This is a genomic window from Paranoxybacillus vitaminiphilus (genome assembly GCF_003259935.1).
GTDB classification, from domain to species: domain Bacteria; phylum Bacillota; class Bacilli; order Bacillales; family Anoxybacillaceae; genus Paranoxybacillus; species Paranoxybacillus vitaminiphilus.
Window position 1 is genome coordinate 123,977 of sequence record NZ_QLMH01000007.1, and the last position, 16,358, is coordinate 140,334.

Consider the following 16,358-nt stretch of genomic DNA (forward strand, 5'->3'; position numbering starts at 1 on the left):
AGGTGAAAAAGAAACATCATTTAAATAGCTAGTCGTTATTATCCTTTTATTTCATAAACGAATAAATTTTCGGAGGACTAAAATGATTTATCGTTTTTTATTTTACATCGTTGGTTTGTTTATTATTTCGTTCGGTGTTGCATTAACGATTAAAGCTGATTTAGGTGCTGGGGCATGGGATGCGTTAAATGTTGGTTTAGCAGAAACAATCGGCTTTACGGTTGGAACGTGGGTTGTGATTGTCGGCGCTGTATTAATGAGTATTAATGCTATTCTCTTAAGAAGATTTCCAGAAATATTAGCTATTGCTACCATTATTATTATCGGTATGTTTATTGACTTTTGGCTGAAATTTATTTTTGACAATTGGGAACCATCTGGTTTGTTGTTGCGGTTTTTGTTATTTTTGCTCGGTTTAATCGTTATTTCTATCGGGGTATCTATTTATTTGCAGGCAAAATTTCCACTTAATCCGATTGATCAATTTATGATGGTTCTTAAAGAGAAATTGAAAATTACATTAATGACGGCAAAAACGATAGGAGAAGTGTTGGCGCTTATTTTAGCGCTGGCATTTAATGGTCCAATAGGGGTAGGTACCATTGTGATTACGCTTCTTATTGGGCCGTTTATTCAATTTTTCTTTCCTAAATTTGAGCATCTATTTAAACAAATGAGCAAAAGTCACTAGAAATTTTCAAGTGGCTTTTTCATGATTTGATGGATAAACGGTTTATCTTTGAAAAAAATAACGGTGTAAGCAGTATTTTGAAAGGAGTGAGCGTGATGAAAAAATGGAGTCTTATCTGTTTTATTAGTTTCTTTTTCTTCCAATCATCTGTTATCGCTGCAGAGTCTGCACAAACGTATACAGTTCCAAATTCAGTAATGGATATATCAAAAGATAATACGTACCCGAATCCGACGCAAGATTTGCCATATTTACAGCCGAGTAAATTTGCCAAGCAATTAATTGATTCAGCCAACGTAGAAATTGAAAATCCTGAATTAATTCGTTTATTAAATGAATCTTCTGCTGCAACTACACCGTTTGCGATTGGCTACCGCGCCACTATTTACTTAGGACAATGGCCGCTTAATTATCAATCAACAGAAACGGCAATCAATTGGGAGTATCAAAAAATGAATACGAATTTTTATGATAATCGCGGCGGAAATGCTCCGCAAAAACTTTTTTATAAGCAAGAGATGCAAAAACATATTCACGGTGGCTTAACCGCAAAAATTCCGAATGAAGAAGCCGTCAAAAAGATGATGCTATTAACAGCAATGAAAAAGACAAATTTGCCATTGGCGTTCGATACGGTGATTGGCATAGGAACGAAAAAAGACCGAGTCTATAACGTCCCTGCAAAAAAACTTGGCTATTTATATGCTTATGCTCCTGCTGTCAATGAAAAAGGAAAGGTCACATACGGGGAAGTATATGTCGTCTTAAAAGGAAACAAAAAACGCATTGTTGTGAAAAATATTACAACCCAAGGAATTGGCGCATGGATTCCGGTACAAGACCGCGTATCACTTTCCTACATCATCAGCGACTCTCCAAGATAAAAAAGGGGTCTGTCCCCATCGCGTTAACGCGGTGAATCAATGGGGGCAGACCTCTTATTTTGTCATGTTCGCTTTTCTTACGGTAAAGTCGACATGACGATAATAACTGTTTTTGACAAGTACGTTTGGCCCTAGGCATTGAACAGCTGGGCAATGGCAGTTTAATTGTTTGGCAAGAGATGAATTCATCCATTTTTCATATGCTTCAAGAAGAGTATTATGCTGAATATTGCCAAGGGTTGGTTCATCACCAAAATCTGTAACGATAATATCGCCTGTAAAGATATTGACATTTAAGCGTGAACGTCCATCTGGATCGTTGCGAACAGTCACATTTTTGCTTGAATACAATCGTTTCAACAGCGCTAAATCCTCTTCTTTATCGCTGCATGGATAAAAAGGAAGCGTGCCAAAAAGCATCCATACATTTTCATCGCGGATGTCAAGCAAATGATGAATCGCTTCACGTAATTCATCAAGGCTTAACGTTTCAAGTGCGCTGGCAAAATCGCTCGGATACATTGGGTGCACTTCGTGACGTTTACAATGCATCTCATCGACAATTTGGCGGTGAATCTTCTCTAAATGCGGCAATGTCCGTTTATTCAGCATCGTTTCCGCCGATACGATAACTCCCATTTTCGCAAGCGCTTTAGCATTTTCAATCATCCGTTCAAAATATTTTTCTCTCTGGGCAATCGTCGGCTTGCGTTCCATCATGGCAAATCCGCCTTCAACGAAATCTTCCACTGTACCCCAGTTATGCGAAATATGCAGCACATCTAAATAAGGAATAATTTTTTCATAGCGCTCAAGCTCAAGTGTCAAATTCGAATTGATTTGTGTGCGTACGCCCCGCTCATGAGCATATTTTAAAAGAGGAACAACATATTCGTTTACCGATTTCAGAGAAAGCATCGGCTCCCCGCCGGTAATGCTTAATGAGCGAAGATGCGGTATTTCTTCAAGGCGTTGAATGAGCAAATCGAGCGGCAAGGCTTTCGGGTCCTTTGTTTGCAATGTATACCCAACCGCGCAATGCTCACAGCGCATATTGCATAAAGTAGTGGTTGTAAATTCAACGTTCGTTAATTGCAATTTACCATACTGCTCAATATCTAAATACGCTTCCCACGGATCGTAGTTTGGAGTAATGGGTTGGAGTGTAACACTGTTCATCGTATTCTCCTCTTCTTTCATGAATTGATAAACTAACGTTAATTATGTAAAACAATGTAGAAAGTTGTCAAATTCCTTGCCGATAAATGAAGGTGGCAAGAGAGGATACTTTTGGGCAATATCGTATATGAAAAAGACCTACAACTAAAAATATTGAAAAAACAGTCCGAATATGTATGGATTTAAACCATTTAAAAAATAAGTAATAGCCGCTATAACAGGCAGTTTTTTTCTTTTTTAGGGAGTTTTTGTTACACCATCCCTTTTCAATTGCTTTTCATACTCGGCGAAAAAGGAGTATAATAAACAGAGGCAGTATTCTAAATATTTAGTACATATTTTGAACAAAGGGGAAGGGGCGTTAAACTGTGGAGAAGTTTCAAGAAAGTATGTACAAGCTGATCGTAGAAACGTCTACAAAATTGCCGAAAGATGTTCGCCGCGCCATCGCCCGTGCAAAGGCGAAAGAGAATGCGGGAACGCGTGCAGCAATGGCATTAACGACCATCGCCTGCAATATTAAAATGGCAGACGAAAATGTATCACCGATTTGCCAAGACACAGGGCTTCCGACATTTAAAATTAAAGTTCCTGTCGGTGTCAATCAAATTAAAATGAAAGAAGCGATTCGAAATGCCATCGCTCAAGCGACAAAAGATGGAAAGCTTCGTCCAAACTCTGTTGATTCATTAACAGGAGAAAACAGCGGCGACAATCTCGGCGAAGGTGTTCCGGTCATTAAATTTGAACAGTGGGAAAAAGATTATATTGATGTGCGCCTTATTTTAAAAGGCGGCGGCTGTGAAAATAAAAACATTCAATACAGTCTTCCTTGTGAGCTGGAAGGATTAGGACGAGCCGGCCGCGATTTAGACGGCATTCGCAAATGTATTTTACATGCCGTTTATCAAGCGCAAGGACAAGGATGCAGCGCTGGTTTTATCGGCGTTGGCATCGGCGGCGACCGTTCTTCTGGCTATGATTTAGCGAAGGAACAGTTATTCCGTTCAGTTGACGATGTCAATCCGAATGAAGAACTTCGCCAATTGGAAGAATATATTATGGAAAATGCGAACAAACTTGGCATCGGTACGATGGGCTTTGGCGGTGAAACAACGCTTCTTGGCTGTAAAATCGGTGTGATGCACCGCATCCCGGCAAGCTTCTTCGTTTCCGTCGCTTATAACTGTTGGGCGTTTCGCCGTTTAGGTGTGAAAGTCGACCCGGCAACAGGCGATATTATTGAATGGCTATATCAAGAAGGCGAAGACGTTGATTTTGCGAAAGAGTTAGAAAAGGCAGAAGAAAAGGCTTCTGTAAACATCGGAGAAACTCGTGAGTTCGTTCTAGAAGCACCGATTACCGAAGAACAAATTCGTCAGCTGAAAGTCGGTGACGTTGTCCGCATTAACGGCATGATTTATACAGGCCGCGACGCGATTCATAAACATTTAATGGATCATGATTCTCCGGTTGATTTAAATGGACAAATTATTTACCATTGCGGACCGGTAATGTTGAAAGATGAAAACGGCAAATGGCATGTAAAAGCGGCAGGACCGACAACAAGCATTCGCGAGGAGCCTTATCAAGGAGAAATTATGAAAAAATTTGGTATCCGTGCTGTCATCGGTAAAGGCGGTATGGGGGCAAAAACCCTCGCGGCGTTGAAAGAGCACGGCGGCGTTTACTTAAATGCGATCGGCGGAGCAGCGCAATATTATGCTGACTGTATTAAATCCGTTGAAGGCGTCGACTTCTTAGAGTTCGGTATTCCAGAAGCGATGTGGCATTTAAGAGTGGAAAACTTTACAGCCGTTGTCACAATGGACTCACACGGGAACAGCTTACATGAAGATGTGGAAAAATCATCATTGGAAAAATTAGCGCAATTTAAAGAACCGGTATTTAAGTAAAAATATATCTTTAAACCGCTGGCATTGAATGCCGGCGGTTTTTTATGTAAAAAAATGGAGCGGTTAAGATTGGTCACGTGGAAAAACCTATTTTTAGAAATATCTTTAAGGAGGAGAAGAAAATAATGAAGAAAATTGCAGCTATGCTTTTTCTACTGCTCGTTTTTGGATCTACAATTATTCCTTACCAAGCCTCTGCTATTTCTAACAAAGCGATTCATTGGGGATTTAAGAGAAGCGAGAATCACAAGCCTCCGTCTGCTGGGAAAGAACTGGATGATTTGCTTGCGAAGTATGATGCTTTTTACTTAGGTAATACAAGTAAAAAAGAAATTTATTTAACGTTTGATAACGGCTATGAAAATGGTTATACTGCGAAAATACTTGATGTTCTAAAAGAAAAAAACGTGCCGGCCACGTTTTTTGTAACAGGACATTACCTAAAATCTGCCCCGGATTTGGTCAAACGGATGGTGAAAGAAGGCCATATTGTCGGAAATCATTCTTGGCATCATCCGGACTTAACGCAAGTAAGCGATGAAAAACTGCGGGAAGAATTGGAATCCGTGCGCAAAAAAACGGCAGAGCTGACGGGGCAAAAAACAATGAATTATCTGCGCCCGCCGCGTGGCATTTTTAGCGAACGCACGATTGCTGCCGCAAGAGAGCTGGGATATTATCATGTTTTTTGGTCGCTTGCCTTTGTCGATTGGCACACCGATCAACAAAAAGGCTGGCAATACGCGTATAATAATATTATGAAGCAAATTCACCCGGGAGCGATTCTTTTGCTTCATACCGTTTCGAAAGATAACGCTGAAGCTTTAGCCAAAGTGATTGACGATTTGCGAAAACAAGGTTATACATTTAAGAGTCTTGATGATTTGATGTTAGAAAAAACGATGCCTCACCCGTGGCTGCTTACCCTTTGAGCATGTTGTTCAAAGGGTTTTTTAGACGATTGAAGCGGACTTGCGCACACGGGTGTTGATTAATCAATAAAATCCAGATAAAGCAGGTTTATTTAAGTAGCTTTTCTGCCGAAGTCAGCTAAGCGTTTCGCTTAGCTGACTGGGCATGCGCCCGCATGCCTAACCCGAACGGAGAACGCTTTGCGGACAAATGGATTTGTCTGCCGGCGTTCTCGTTCGGGTATCACGGCAGAAAAGCGTGAATCACTGAGAAAATAGTTATAAATAATCGACATCAACACACCTGAACTTGCTCAAGTTTCTGTTATGATATAATGAAAAGAAAAAGGAATGAACGTCGATGTGGCAGGAACGAGTTGAAGTGCAGGCTCCTTATGATTTTTCCCGCGTTTTGGAGCATTTGGCGCGTGATCCGCTGTCCAATATCCATTTAAATAAGCAAGAAATTATTGTCCCGCTTTATATTCACGAGATCCCTGTAGCTGTTTCCGTACAAAGCATCGGGACAAAAGAAAGGCCGCATTTTCTTGTGACCGCTAAATATCAAGAGTTAAAAGAAGAAATACTTGAGCGCATTTCTTATCTTTTTCAATGGAAAACGCCATTGGCAGCGATACATAACCACTTTTTAAACACAGAGTTAAAAGAAATTTTTATTCAGCATGAAGGCACGCCGCTTATTTTAGATTTTGACCTTTATTTTTGTTTAATGAAATGTCTCATTCACCAGCAATTAAATATGAAATTCGCTTATCGTCTTACCGAACGGTTTGTAAAAACGTTCGGAAAAGAAATCGATGGAGTATGGTTTTATCCGCGTCCGGAAGATATCGCGGCATTAAGTTATGAAGATTTACGGTCATTACAGTTTAGCGGGCGCAAAGCGGAATATATCATTGATACATCAAAGCTCATTGCAGAGGGAAAGCTGAATTTAGAGAAGTTGAGAGAAGCATCGGATGAAGAAGTGATGAAAGCGTTGCTTCCAATTCGCGGCATCGGGCCATGGACAGTCCAAAATTTCCTTTTATTCGGCCTTGGACGTCCGAATCTTTTTCCAAAAGCGGATATTGGGATTCAAAATGCGATTAAGCAGCTTCTTCATCTCGAGCAAAAACCTTCCTATGAACAAATGGAAGAGTTAAGTAAAAAGTGGGAGCCGTATTTAAGCTATGCTTCCTTATATTTATGGAGAAGTATTGAATAGGAGTTAAGAAAATGGAAAAAGCAGCAATCAAAATCAAAAAGGGACAACAGTTTCCGCTTACCATTAAGCGTCTTGGCATCAATGGAGAAGGAGTAGGATATTTCAAAAAACAGGTCGTTTTTGTACCAGGGGCGCTTCCAGGCGAGGAAGTGGTCGTTGAGGCGACAAAAATTGAACCGAGATACGCAGAAGCGAAAATCAAAACGATTCGTAAAAAATCTCCTTACCGCGTTCAACCACTTTGTCCTGTTTACGAGCAATGCGGCGGCTGTCAGCTTCAGCATCTAGATTATGAAGCACAATTGAACGAAAAGCGCGACATTGTGATCCAGGCATTTGAACGTCATTGCCGCATTCCAATTAGAGAGTTGCATATAAAACCGACCATCGGTATGGACAACCCTTGGAATTACCGTAATAAAAGCCAGTTTCAAGTCGGAAAGCAAAAAGGAAAAGTCATTGCGGGGCTGTATGGGCTTAATTCTCATCAACTAATCGATATTTCTGAATGTTCTATTCAGCATCAAGCTACAAATAAAGTAACGAAAATCGTCAAAATGATTTTGCAAGACTTGCAAATTCCGATTTATGATGAGCGAAAACGGACGGGACTTGTAAGAACCATTGTTGCAAGGGTAGGTTTTCACACGGGAGATGTCCAGCTTGTATTAATTATGGCTGAGAAAGAAATTCCCCGTAAAGAACTGCTAATCGCTGAAATTAAGCGCCGTCTTCCTGAAGTAAAGTCGATTGTCCAAAATGTAAACGGACGGAAAACATCTCTTATTTTCGGTGAAGAAACATTTTTGCTTGAAGGAGAAGAGTATATTCAAGAAGTATTGGGAGACCTTTCTTTTGAATTGTCAGCCCGGGCGTTTTTCCAGCTGAACCCTGTACAAACGGTAAAATTGTATGACGAAGTGAAAAAAGCCGCAGCATTAACGGGCAGTGAAAAAGTAGTGGACGCTTATTGCGGTGTAGGAACGATTGGACTTTGGCTGGCAAAAGAAGCCGGGGAAGTCCGCGGGATGGATATCATTCCAGAAGCGATTGAAGATGCAAAGAAAAACGCGGTGAAACATGGCTTTACAAATACGTGGTATGAAGTGGGCAAAGCGGAAGTATTGCTTCCGAAATGGGTAAAAGAAGGATGGAAACCGGATATCGTCATTGTCGACCCGCCGCGCACAGGCTGCGACGAACAACTGCTAAAAACGATTCTTAAAGTAAAACCGAAAAAAATGGTGTATGTCTCTTGCAATCCATCCAGCCTGGCAAGAGACATCGACGCACTGTCGAAATTTTATAAAGTTGATTACATTCAGCCTGTGGACATGTTTCCGCATACCGCTCATGTGGAGTGTGTGGCGAAACTAACCTTGAAATTGTAAAGCCAAAATAAACTCTTGCCATTCACAATAAACCCCTGCAAAAATCAAAACAAAGTTGTGCAAAAGGGCAGGGAAAAGGAGAGAGGAAAAGTGGAAAAGAGAAAAATCCTTATTCCTTAAGCCTTTTCCCTGTCTTTCTATCACGACTTTATTTTCAAACATAATAAAGTTCTGCCAGAAAAAATCGAATCAAAAATCGAGAAAATGAGCGATTCGTGAACGACTTTGTTTTAAATAGAAATAAATGTAATTTTAGAAATGCAGGTTGAAGTGAGGGGGAGAGCAGGAGTTTATTTTGACGGGATAAAAAGATAATAAAGAGATGTAGCAGTAAGTAATAGTCCTTATCGAAGAACCGATAAGGACTATTTTTTATAGAGATTTATGAACCTCTCCCACCTACACTTCGCTTAGAGGTGAGAGACTTCTCGGAGACATGTTAAATTTGGAAATCTAGGTCATTTTACTAAGTTGAAAAAGACAACCAAGTAAGGAATGAATTTGAAAAGCGGAAGATGACTTATGCAAAACTTCATCATTAGAAGATGATCTGTTCTCCCCCAATCGATATAGCAAGCAAGTCTATGCACAGATGACGGTCAATCCTTAGAACGATACAGACACAGCTTTGTTAATAATGTGATCCTCCTATTTCTGTTTTAAACGGTTTTACGAAGTCTCAATAAAAATAGGCACTTCAATCGGTGACAATAACCTAACATGGTTCATAGTTTGTTGAGGAGAGTACTCAAAATAGTTGGCGGATTTATCTGCGGTTTGCTACTTTCGTTCTACTCTCTTTCCCGTTTCTGGTTTCGTCGCTGGAAACAACCAAATTCATAACGATAGGATGGTGCAAAATGGATAATTTCCAAAATGAACTTCAAATGTTAGGCATGGACAATTTCGTGACGGGTGAGGTGATGGTTTGGGATCCTCAAACCCAGACCTATATTATTGAAGATGCTCGTCAATGCGGTGGACGCTGCGGAGGACGTTGTGGCGGACAATGTTTTGGACGTTGTGGTGGACAGTGTTTTGGACGTTGTGGTGGACAGTGTTTTGGACGCTGTGGTGGACAGTGTTTTGGACAGTGTTTCGGACAATGTTTTGGACGTTGTTTTAACTGCTTTAGCTGCTTCCATTGCTGGGGTGGTGGTTTTGGAGGAGGTTTCTAGTTCCCTAGCTCAAAAAGGTGATTACCTAAGAAGGGACTGCCCCTGCATAATCTGCTGCAGGGGTCCTCTCTATAAAAATTAACATAAGGGACAAATAGAAGTACATAAAATGATACTACGTATTTGGGAACAACTCACGGATAAGGAGGAGTAGAATGACAAATCTGAACGCTTCCTCGCGTCTGAAGGTAAAAAAAGATACGTTTTTTCTCCCTGATCCAAACGGTGGTGTGTATTTTAGAAATAACTCAATCTCATTTCGTATGAAAGGCAGTACCATCTATCAGTGGCTTGAAAAGCTGATGCCGATGTTCAACGGAGAGCACACCTTGGGAGAATTGACGGATGGATTACCGGCCCCCTATCGGAACAGGGTGTATGAAATAGGAGAAATACTGTACAAGAACGGTTTTGTTCGGGATGTGAGCCAAGACTATCCGCATCAATTGGAGAGCAGGATTCTCAAAAAGTATGCTTCACAAGTTGAATTTATAGAAAGTTTTGTCGATTCTGGTGCGTTCCGTTTTCAAGTATATCGTCAATCTAAAGTATTGGCAATCGGCTCTGGCCCTTTTTTCGTCTCGTTGGTTTCTGCGTTGCTCGAATCTGGATTGCCTAAGTTCCATGTTCTTGTTACAGACTCGATGCCTACTAATCGGCTGCGGTTGAAGGAACTGGAGGAAAACGCCCGCAAAATGGACTCCGAAGTAGCAATAGAGGAGATAGACCTACAGAGGGGAGCGGAGGGGATTTCTTGGCGAGAAGTGGTGCAGCCGTTTGAGTGGGTTTTATATGTCTCGCAGGATGGCAATGTAGAGGAGCTGCGGATTCTTCACGCAGTTTGCAGGGAAGAGAAGAAGGGGTTTCTCCCCGCCATATTTCTGCAGCAAGTGGGTTTAGCGGGTCCATTAGTGCATCCGGACTGTGAGGGATGTTGGGAATCCGCATGGCGTCGCATACACCGATCCGCGCTTCGCAAAGATCGGCCGTTGCAACCTTTTTCTCCAACAGCGGGAGCGATGTTGGCGAATGTGATTGTGTTTGAATTATTCAAAAAAGTGACAGGAGTGACGAAACCGGAACAGAGGAGTCAATTATTCCTTCTCGATCTGGAAACGTTGGAAGGTGACTGGCATTCGTTCATCAAACATCCTTTGGTGACGACTGAACGTGTGGCAGCTGAACTGGTTCAAGATCTTGATTTGCGTCTTGAACAGGATTCGAGCTGCGATGATCCGAGTAGATTGTTTCATTATTTCAGTCAATTGACATCCACTGCATCAGGAATTTTCCATACATGGGAGGAAAGGGACTTGAAGCAGCTTCCGTTGTCCCAGTGCTGCGTTCAAACAGTTAACCCTCTATCGGAGGGACCGGCTGAGCTGTTGCCGGAAGTTATCTGTGCAGGTCTAACACATGAGGAGGCGCGGCGGGAAGCGGGATTGACTGGGATTGAAGCGTATGTATCGCAAATGATAAATTTACTCGTTACGTCATCGTTACACCGCGAAGAAGAGATTGGTAGGATAGCACCAGAGGAAGTTATCGGGGTCGGAGCAGGAGAAACGATTGCGGAAGGCGTTTGCCGCGGATTGCAAAAGTGTTTGGATGAGGAGCTGAGCAAACGACAGGTTCATCAAAGAGAATCAATTTTTCAGGTACGATTGGGTACGGTAGAGGATGAGCGCTGCAGATTTTATTTGCAGGCACTGACGACGATGCATGGACCACCGATGATTGGCTTGGGAGAAAAGGTGTCAGGCTTTCCTATAGTATGGGTCGGCACAAGCGGCCGCTGGTATGGCAGCGCAGGTTTGAATATAACAATGGCGTTGCGGAAGGCGCTAGAGCAGGCGCTTATGAACGCACAAAATCAAGCGGCTTCACTCAGAATACAAGCACTGGGGGATTCATCTATTCTTCTGAATGAAAAGGAGCCATTAATACTTGAAATCCCCGCTTGTGAAGAGACGACACAATTGGAGTTCTTGCAGTCTGCCATGCAGGTCTTGAAACAAAACAGCATGCGGCTCTTCGTCTTTGATTTAGCGATAGAACCTTTTTTAAAAGAGGAACTTGAAGGGGTGTTTGGTGTGTTGTTAAGAAAGGAGGGTTCATGATGGATTCTCGCGTATTGATGGTTGGAGAAGGAATATTAGCAGATTTTGTGTATGAAAAATTGTCCGTTCAATATCAGGTAATTCGGCAAATCGATTTCGAGGAAGGAGTTCCGGAAGAAACGAATTTTGCTCTAATGTTGCACGATGCTTGGTATCCCTCCGTTCATCACAAGGCGGAAGAGATGTTACGCTCGTCAGGCATTCCATGGCTTCGGGGCTTCGTTTCATTTGGTGAGGGCGTGATCGGTCCGCTCGTCCGCCCGAATACCCCGGGATGCTCTCAGTGTGCTGACATTCGACGCCTTATAGCGGGGTACGACCGCAATGAGATGTGGGAGCTGCAACAGAGGCTGGCGATGCAAGGAGGAATACAGCGTGATGCATGGGCATCACGAACAGGGCTTTTGCAGATGGCTCACCTGATCGATACGGAGACGCAGAGGGTGTTAGAAGGCAGTCGTACCCGCTTAGAAGAAAGGTTGTTCCTTATCAACATGAAAACATTAAAGAACTCATGTCACTTCTTTCTGCCCGACCCGTTATGTCCAGTATGCGGTCAATTACCCGACGATTCACCGGCAGCAGCCCGCATATCATTGCAATCAAGTCCGAAGATCAGTGCTGACAGTTACCGCTGCCGTCCGATAGAGGATTTGAAAAACGTTCTGGTCAAAGACTATCTAGATTACCGAACTGGATTATTGAATGGTAAAATGCATAATTTCGTGCCGCCGTTTGCCGATTGTCTTGTAAATATGCCATTGTTTATGGGGGACGAGGGAGTAGCAGGTCGGACTCATTCATATGAGGTTAGCGAGTTAACCGCCATTTTGGAGGGCTTGGAGAGATATTGCGGTATCGAACCTCGCGGCAAACGAACGACAATTCATGACAGTTATCGAAACTTGGAAGATAAAGCGCTCAACCCTGCAAAGGTAGGAGTGCATGCGAAGGAACAGTATGCCCGGCCCGATTTTCCTTTTAAACCGTTTCATCCAAATCGTCCGATGAATTGGGTATGGGGCTATTCGTTTTTACAAGAGCGTCCGATTTTGGTTCCGGAGCTACTTGCATATTACAGTTTGGGCTGTGGGGATGGCTTTGTCTATGAAACTTCGAACGGATGTGCATTAGGCGGGAGTTTAGAAGAAGCGATTTTCCATGCCATTTTGGAGGTGGTGGAGCGCGATTCATTCTTGATGACTTGGTATGCGCAGTTGCCTCTTTCGCGTCTTGACCTTAATTCCGCTAACGATAAAGAATTACAGTTGATGGTTGACCGTATACGTGTGGTGGCAGGATATGATTTGTATTTTTTCAACTCGACGATGGAGCATGGGATTCCAAGCGTCTTGGCAGTGGCGAAAAACAGGAAGAAAAAGGGGATGAATCTCATCTGTGCTGCCGGAGCTCATCCGGAACCTATACGGGCGGTGAAAAGCGCGATTCACGAGTTGGCAGGCATGATGCTTGTGCTTGACGAGAAATTGGAGGCAAACCGAGAAAAATATGAGAAAATGTTACACGATCCGTTCTTAGTACAGCAGATGGAGGACCATGGCATGCTTTACGGTTTGCCGGAAGCCGAGGAACGCCTGCGATTTTTGTTGGATGATCATCGCCCTTCGCGAACGTTTGAAGAGGAATTCAAGCGGCAAACGAAGAGTGCAGACTTGACTGATGACCTGCAGGACATTCTTCAGAAGTTCCGGCGATTGAACCTTGATGTAATTGTGGTGGACCAGACAACACCCGTAATCAAACGAAACAGATTATATTGCGTGAAAGTACTGATTCCGGGAATGTTACCGATGACATTTGGGCATCATCTTACCCGCTTGACAGGTCTGGAGAGGGTGCTCCGGGTACCGATGGAACTTGGGTATACAAAACAACCGCTCACGCTTGAACAGCTTAATCCACATCCCCATCCGTTCCCATAGGAGGCAAAAGGAGGATGAAGCTAGAGACATTTCTACACCATCTTCATTTTAACGTCGATAAGATTGTACCGTCAGATTGGGAGGTCGATTGGGAAGATGCACCTCTCGCATATAAGCTGTACCGCAGCTTACCTGTGATTCCGCTTTCTCCAGAAGTACCGTTAACGCTCGAGGAAAAGGAAGCATCCAGAAAGATCGACTTAGAAGGAATAGGTCATTTTCTCTGGTACGTATTCGGCCTTACTCAAATTTGCCAGGCAGACTTTTCCTTTGGTTCCACGGAACAAGCGGTAAACCTCATGCAGTTGTACCGGCGTTTTGTTCCCTCCGGAGGGGCGTTGTATCCAAACGAATTATACGTGTATTTGAAAATAAAGGATGTTCCAGATGGAGTGTACCATTACGATGTAGCGCACCATCGCTTAGTGTTGTTGCGGGAAGGCAATTTCGATTCCTATCTAACTAGGGCCCTGGGCAATCGATGTGATGTTTCGGCTTGTTTCGGTATCGTTTTTGTATCGACCATGTTTTGGAAAAATTTTTTTAAATACAATAATTTTTCCTATCGTCTGCAAGGGCTGGATGCCGGCGTGCTAATCGGGCAGCTGTTGGAAGTGGCGAAACGGTTCGGCTTCGCATCGGCACTGTATTTCCAATTTCTTGATAGGGCCATCAACCATCTGCTTGGACTATCCGAACAGGATGAAAGTGTATATGCGGTTATTCCATTATCTGCGGAGTCTTCCATCACTTGGTTTCATAACGATAATAACTTAGAAGAAAGTGTCTCTGCCACTGAATTGTGCCGAGAATTGCCAACAGTACAGCATCATTACTATATTCGGTCACGGAGGATGATTGAGTATTCGATGCTGAGAAAAATGAATGAAGCATCCATGTTCGAATCAACTCGATCGTTTCGGAAGATTAAGGAAGACAAAAATGTTACCTGTGGGATGCAAACGGTAGTTCTGCCTCGCGTGCAGCGGTTATCGTATGATCTGGCGTCAGTCTGCCAAAAGCGGCATTCACCAGATATAGATTTTGTTTTGGGAAAGGTAAGTCAAGAACAATTGGCCGCTTTGTTACAAGAGGCGGCGCTTTCTTTCTCGTATCAAAACGATTTAGATGGAGCACATGAGGAGCCGAAGTCCCGTGTCTCACTGTATGGCAGTTTTTATAACGTTGAAGGCGTTCCAGATGGCGTTTACTATTATGACAGTCATGCTCATGCGTTAGGACGGATACGCTTCGGGGATTATCGACACTTCCTGCAATCCGGAATGTCAATGGATAATGTCAATCTGTTCCAAGTACCGCTCTGTCTACATGTGGCAGGAGACAAGGATCACCTTAAAATGGAATTAGGGTACAGAGGATATCGCATTCAACAAATGGAGGCGGGGATGCTCGTGCAACGGCTGCTCTTGGTGGCGTCTGCTATAGGGATAGGTGGTCACCCACTTCTCGGATTTGATGTGACCTCATGTGATAAACTTTACGAGATCGAACGGAAAGGGAAAACTAGCTTAATCCAAATCCCAGTCGGTCCCTATCGCCCTCGCGCCTGGTTAAAAGGGAGTTTGCGCAGCTAGGAGTGATAAGAGGAAAGATCCCGTTTTCATTGAGGTGATAACCATTTGAACACGAGGCTGACTCAAAAGCAAAGTGTCAAACCCCACAACACAATATTATAGACATAACATAAGATCAATGTATATATTATGAATATGAAATGCATGTGAGGTCAGACACTTATGGGTCATCCTTCTTTTTTCAGAATTGTTCAACAATCATTCCCTGTTCAAAAGAATCTTCACATAATTGATTTTATAAATTTCGTCCAAAATTCTTATGCAGGCGTTCCTTACACTCGCTCCAAGCGGGAATATGATCTGCTTCCCAATTAATATATTCTAATTCGTCTGCCATATTTCTTGATATTTTCATTGCCTTTAAGTGGCTGCCTTTATTACGAAAGGCTTTCATACAATCTTTGTTTTTCCACACCGTTAGCGTCCAGTACGTGTCCCAACCTTCTTTTTCAAATGAAGAATGCACTAGACCCTCTGCTTTTTTGCTTGAATAATTGACTTCATTGTATGCCAAAAAAAGATGGGCAACTTACGCTTTCCTTTTAGACGCAATCTAGTAACAGAAATGAACATATTCATTTCTCCTTCCAACTGAATATTTCATTAATTGATTAAAATATCCTGTTATAAAAAAGATATATATAACTTCTCCTGATATGTTTGTTCTGTATTTAAATATCATATCCTGCTTTTCGTTGAACAAAAAATCAACAACATTCTTTAACGGAGTCATTGGTAAAATTTGATTACTTTTTTCTTTTGTTTCTTAAGTTAATATATACATAAAATATGAAGTGTGTAATTCATTTTTACATATTTGTTAAATTCAGTAATACTAATATGGAGGATACAGCTGGAATAAGCAAGTGAGTGTAAAATGATACAGAAAATTTCAAAAACTTTATTTATGGTATGTTGAAACATGTAGTTTATTTTCTGTAGAATAAAAAGGCGCATCTTTTAAAGGAAAGGCTATATTAAGTATTATGTTGATAATAGGGATATTTTCTTAATTTCGCATTTTCCTTTTTTTCACATATATTTAAAAGATTCTTGAACAAACTCAAATCGACTTGAATCTTTTTTATTTTTTTTATATTATTATATCGAGAATTCTAGATATTTATATTTTTGTATTGATATATCTGTAATTCTAGATATTTATAAATATGTATGTAACGGAACGATTATGAGTTGGTTTGGTAAACATAAAGGATATTCACGCCTGTTTACAGAAAGCCATCTGACTCTTATCTCTACAATGTGTATGCAAAACTTTCAAGTAACAGCTCCTAATGAAGTGTGAATGATCGATATTATCT

Annotated in this window: 12 protein-coding genes and 1 pseudogene; 11 read left to right on the plus strand and 2 right to left on the minus strand. The window is 41.9% G+C overall.

The annotated features are described in order from the left end of the window. Positions 1-82: 82 nt before the first annotated feature. Positions 83-691: a YczE/YyaS/YitT family protein gene (locus tag B0I26_RS10170; protein ID WP_111645335.1), complete on the plus strand. Its 609-nt coding sequence runs from the start codon at positions 83-85 to the stop codon at positions 689-691. A 95-nt stretch (positions 692-786) separates the two neighbouring features. Beyond that, on the plus strand, positions 787-1,575 hold the full coding sequence (locus tag B0I26_RS10175) for a YfkD famly protein (protein ID WP_111645364.1): 789 nt from the start codon (positions 787-789) through the stop codon (positions 1,573-1,575). Between the two features lie 54 nt (positions 1,576-1,629). Here the strand turns inward: B0I26_RS10175 and yfkAB are convergent, their stop codons facing one another. Next, complete coding sequence (gene yfkAB, locus B0I26_RS10180) at positions 1,630-2,754, minus strand: radical SAM/CxCxxxxC motif protein YfkAB (RefSeq protein ID WP_111645336.1); 1,125 nt, start codon at positions 2,752-2,754, stop codon at positions 1,630-1,632. Between the two features lie 368 nt (positions 2,755-3,122). Between yfkAB and B0I26_RS10185 the strand changes: the two genes are divergently transcribed. The 9 genes and pseudogenes from B0I26_RS10185 (at position 3,123) to B0I26_RS10220 (ending at position 15,036) form a co-directional block, all read left to right on the plus strand. Further along, entirely contained in the window at positions 3,123-4,670 is a 1,548-nt protein-coding gene (locus B0I26_RS10185; RefSeq protein WP_111645337.1) for a fumarate hydratase, read from the plus strand. Positions 4,671-4,813: 143 nt separating this feature from the next. Further along, positions 4,814-5,602 (plus strand): delta-lactam-biosynthetic de-N-acetylase, encoded by a 789-nt coding sequence (gene pdaA, locus B0I26_RS10190; RefSeq protein ID WP_111645365.1) that lies wholly within the window; start codon positions 4,814-4,816, stop codon positions 5,600-5,602. A gap of 340 nt (positions 5,603-5,942) precedes the next feature. Then, complete coding sequence (locus tag B0I26_RS10195) at positions 5,943-6,809, plus strand: DNA-3-methyladenine glycosylase family protein (protein ID WP_111645338.1); 867 nt, start codon at positions 5,943-5,945, stop codon at positions 6,807-6,809. Between the two features lie 11 nt (positions 6,810-6,820). After that, positions 6,821-8,200, plus strand: a complete 1,380-nt coding sequence (rlmD, locus tag B0I26_RS10200) for a 23S rRNA (uracil(1939)-C(5))-methyltransferase RlmD (RefSeq protein ID WP_111645339.1) — start codon at positions 6,821-6,823, stop codon at positions 8,198-8,200. 896 nt (positions 8,201-9,096) lie between these two features. After that, a pseudogene (locus tag B0I26_RS18985) lies at positions 9,097-9,285 on the plus strand (heterocycloanthracin/sonorensin family bacteriocin); the annotation flags it as partial. Then, positions 9,200-9,460: a hypothetical protein gene (locus B0I26_RS18990; protein ID WP_409991422.1), complete on the plus strand. Its 261-nt coding sequence runs from the start codon at positions 9,200-9,202 to the stop codon at positions 9,458-9,460. The pseudogene B0I26_RS18985 and the gene B0I26_RS18990, both read left to right, overlap by 86 nt. 73 nt (positions 9,461-9,533) lie before the next feature. Further along, positions 9,534-11,498 (plus strand): putative thiazole-containing bacteriocin maturation protein, encoded by a 1,965-nt coding sequence (locus B0I26_RS10210; protein ID WP_111645341.1) that lies wholly within the window; start codon positions 9,534-9,536, stop codon positions 11,496-11,498. After that, positions 11,498-13,441, plus strand: a complete 1,944-nt coding sequence (locus B0I26_RS10215; protein WP_111645342.1) for a TOMM precursor leader peptide-binding protein — start codon at positions 11,498-11,500, stop codon at positions 13,439-13,441. Before B0I26_RS10210 ends, B0I26_RS10215 begins: the two co-directional genes overlap by 1 nt. Positions 13,442-13,455: 14 nt before the next feature. Further along, entirely contained in the window at positions 13,456-15,036 is a 1,581-nt protein-coding gene (locus B0I26_RS10220; protein WP_111645343.1) for a SagB family peptide dehydrogenase, read from the plus strand. Between the two features lie 235 nt (positions 15,037-15,271). Here B0I26_RS10220 and B0I26_RS10225 read toward each other — a convergent pair whose 3' ends face one another. Further along, a complete protein-coding gene (locus B0I26_RS10225) occupies positions 15,272-15,550 on the minus strand; it encodes a DUF3291 domain-containing protein (protein WP_245934758.1) in 279 nt (92 codons plus the stop codon). Between the last annotated feature and the right edge of the window lie 808 nt (positions 15,551-16,358).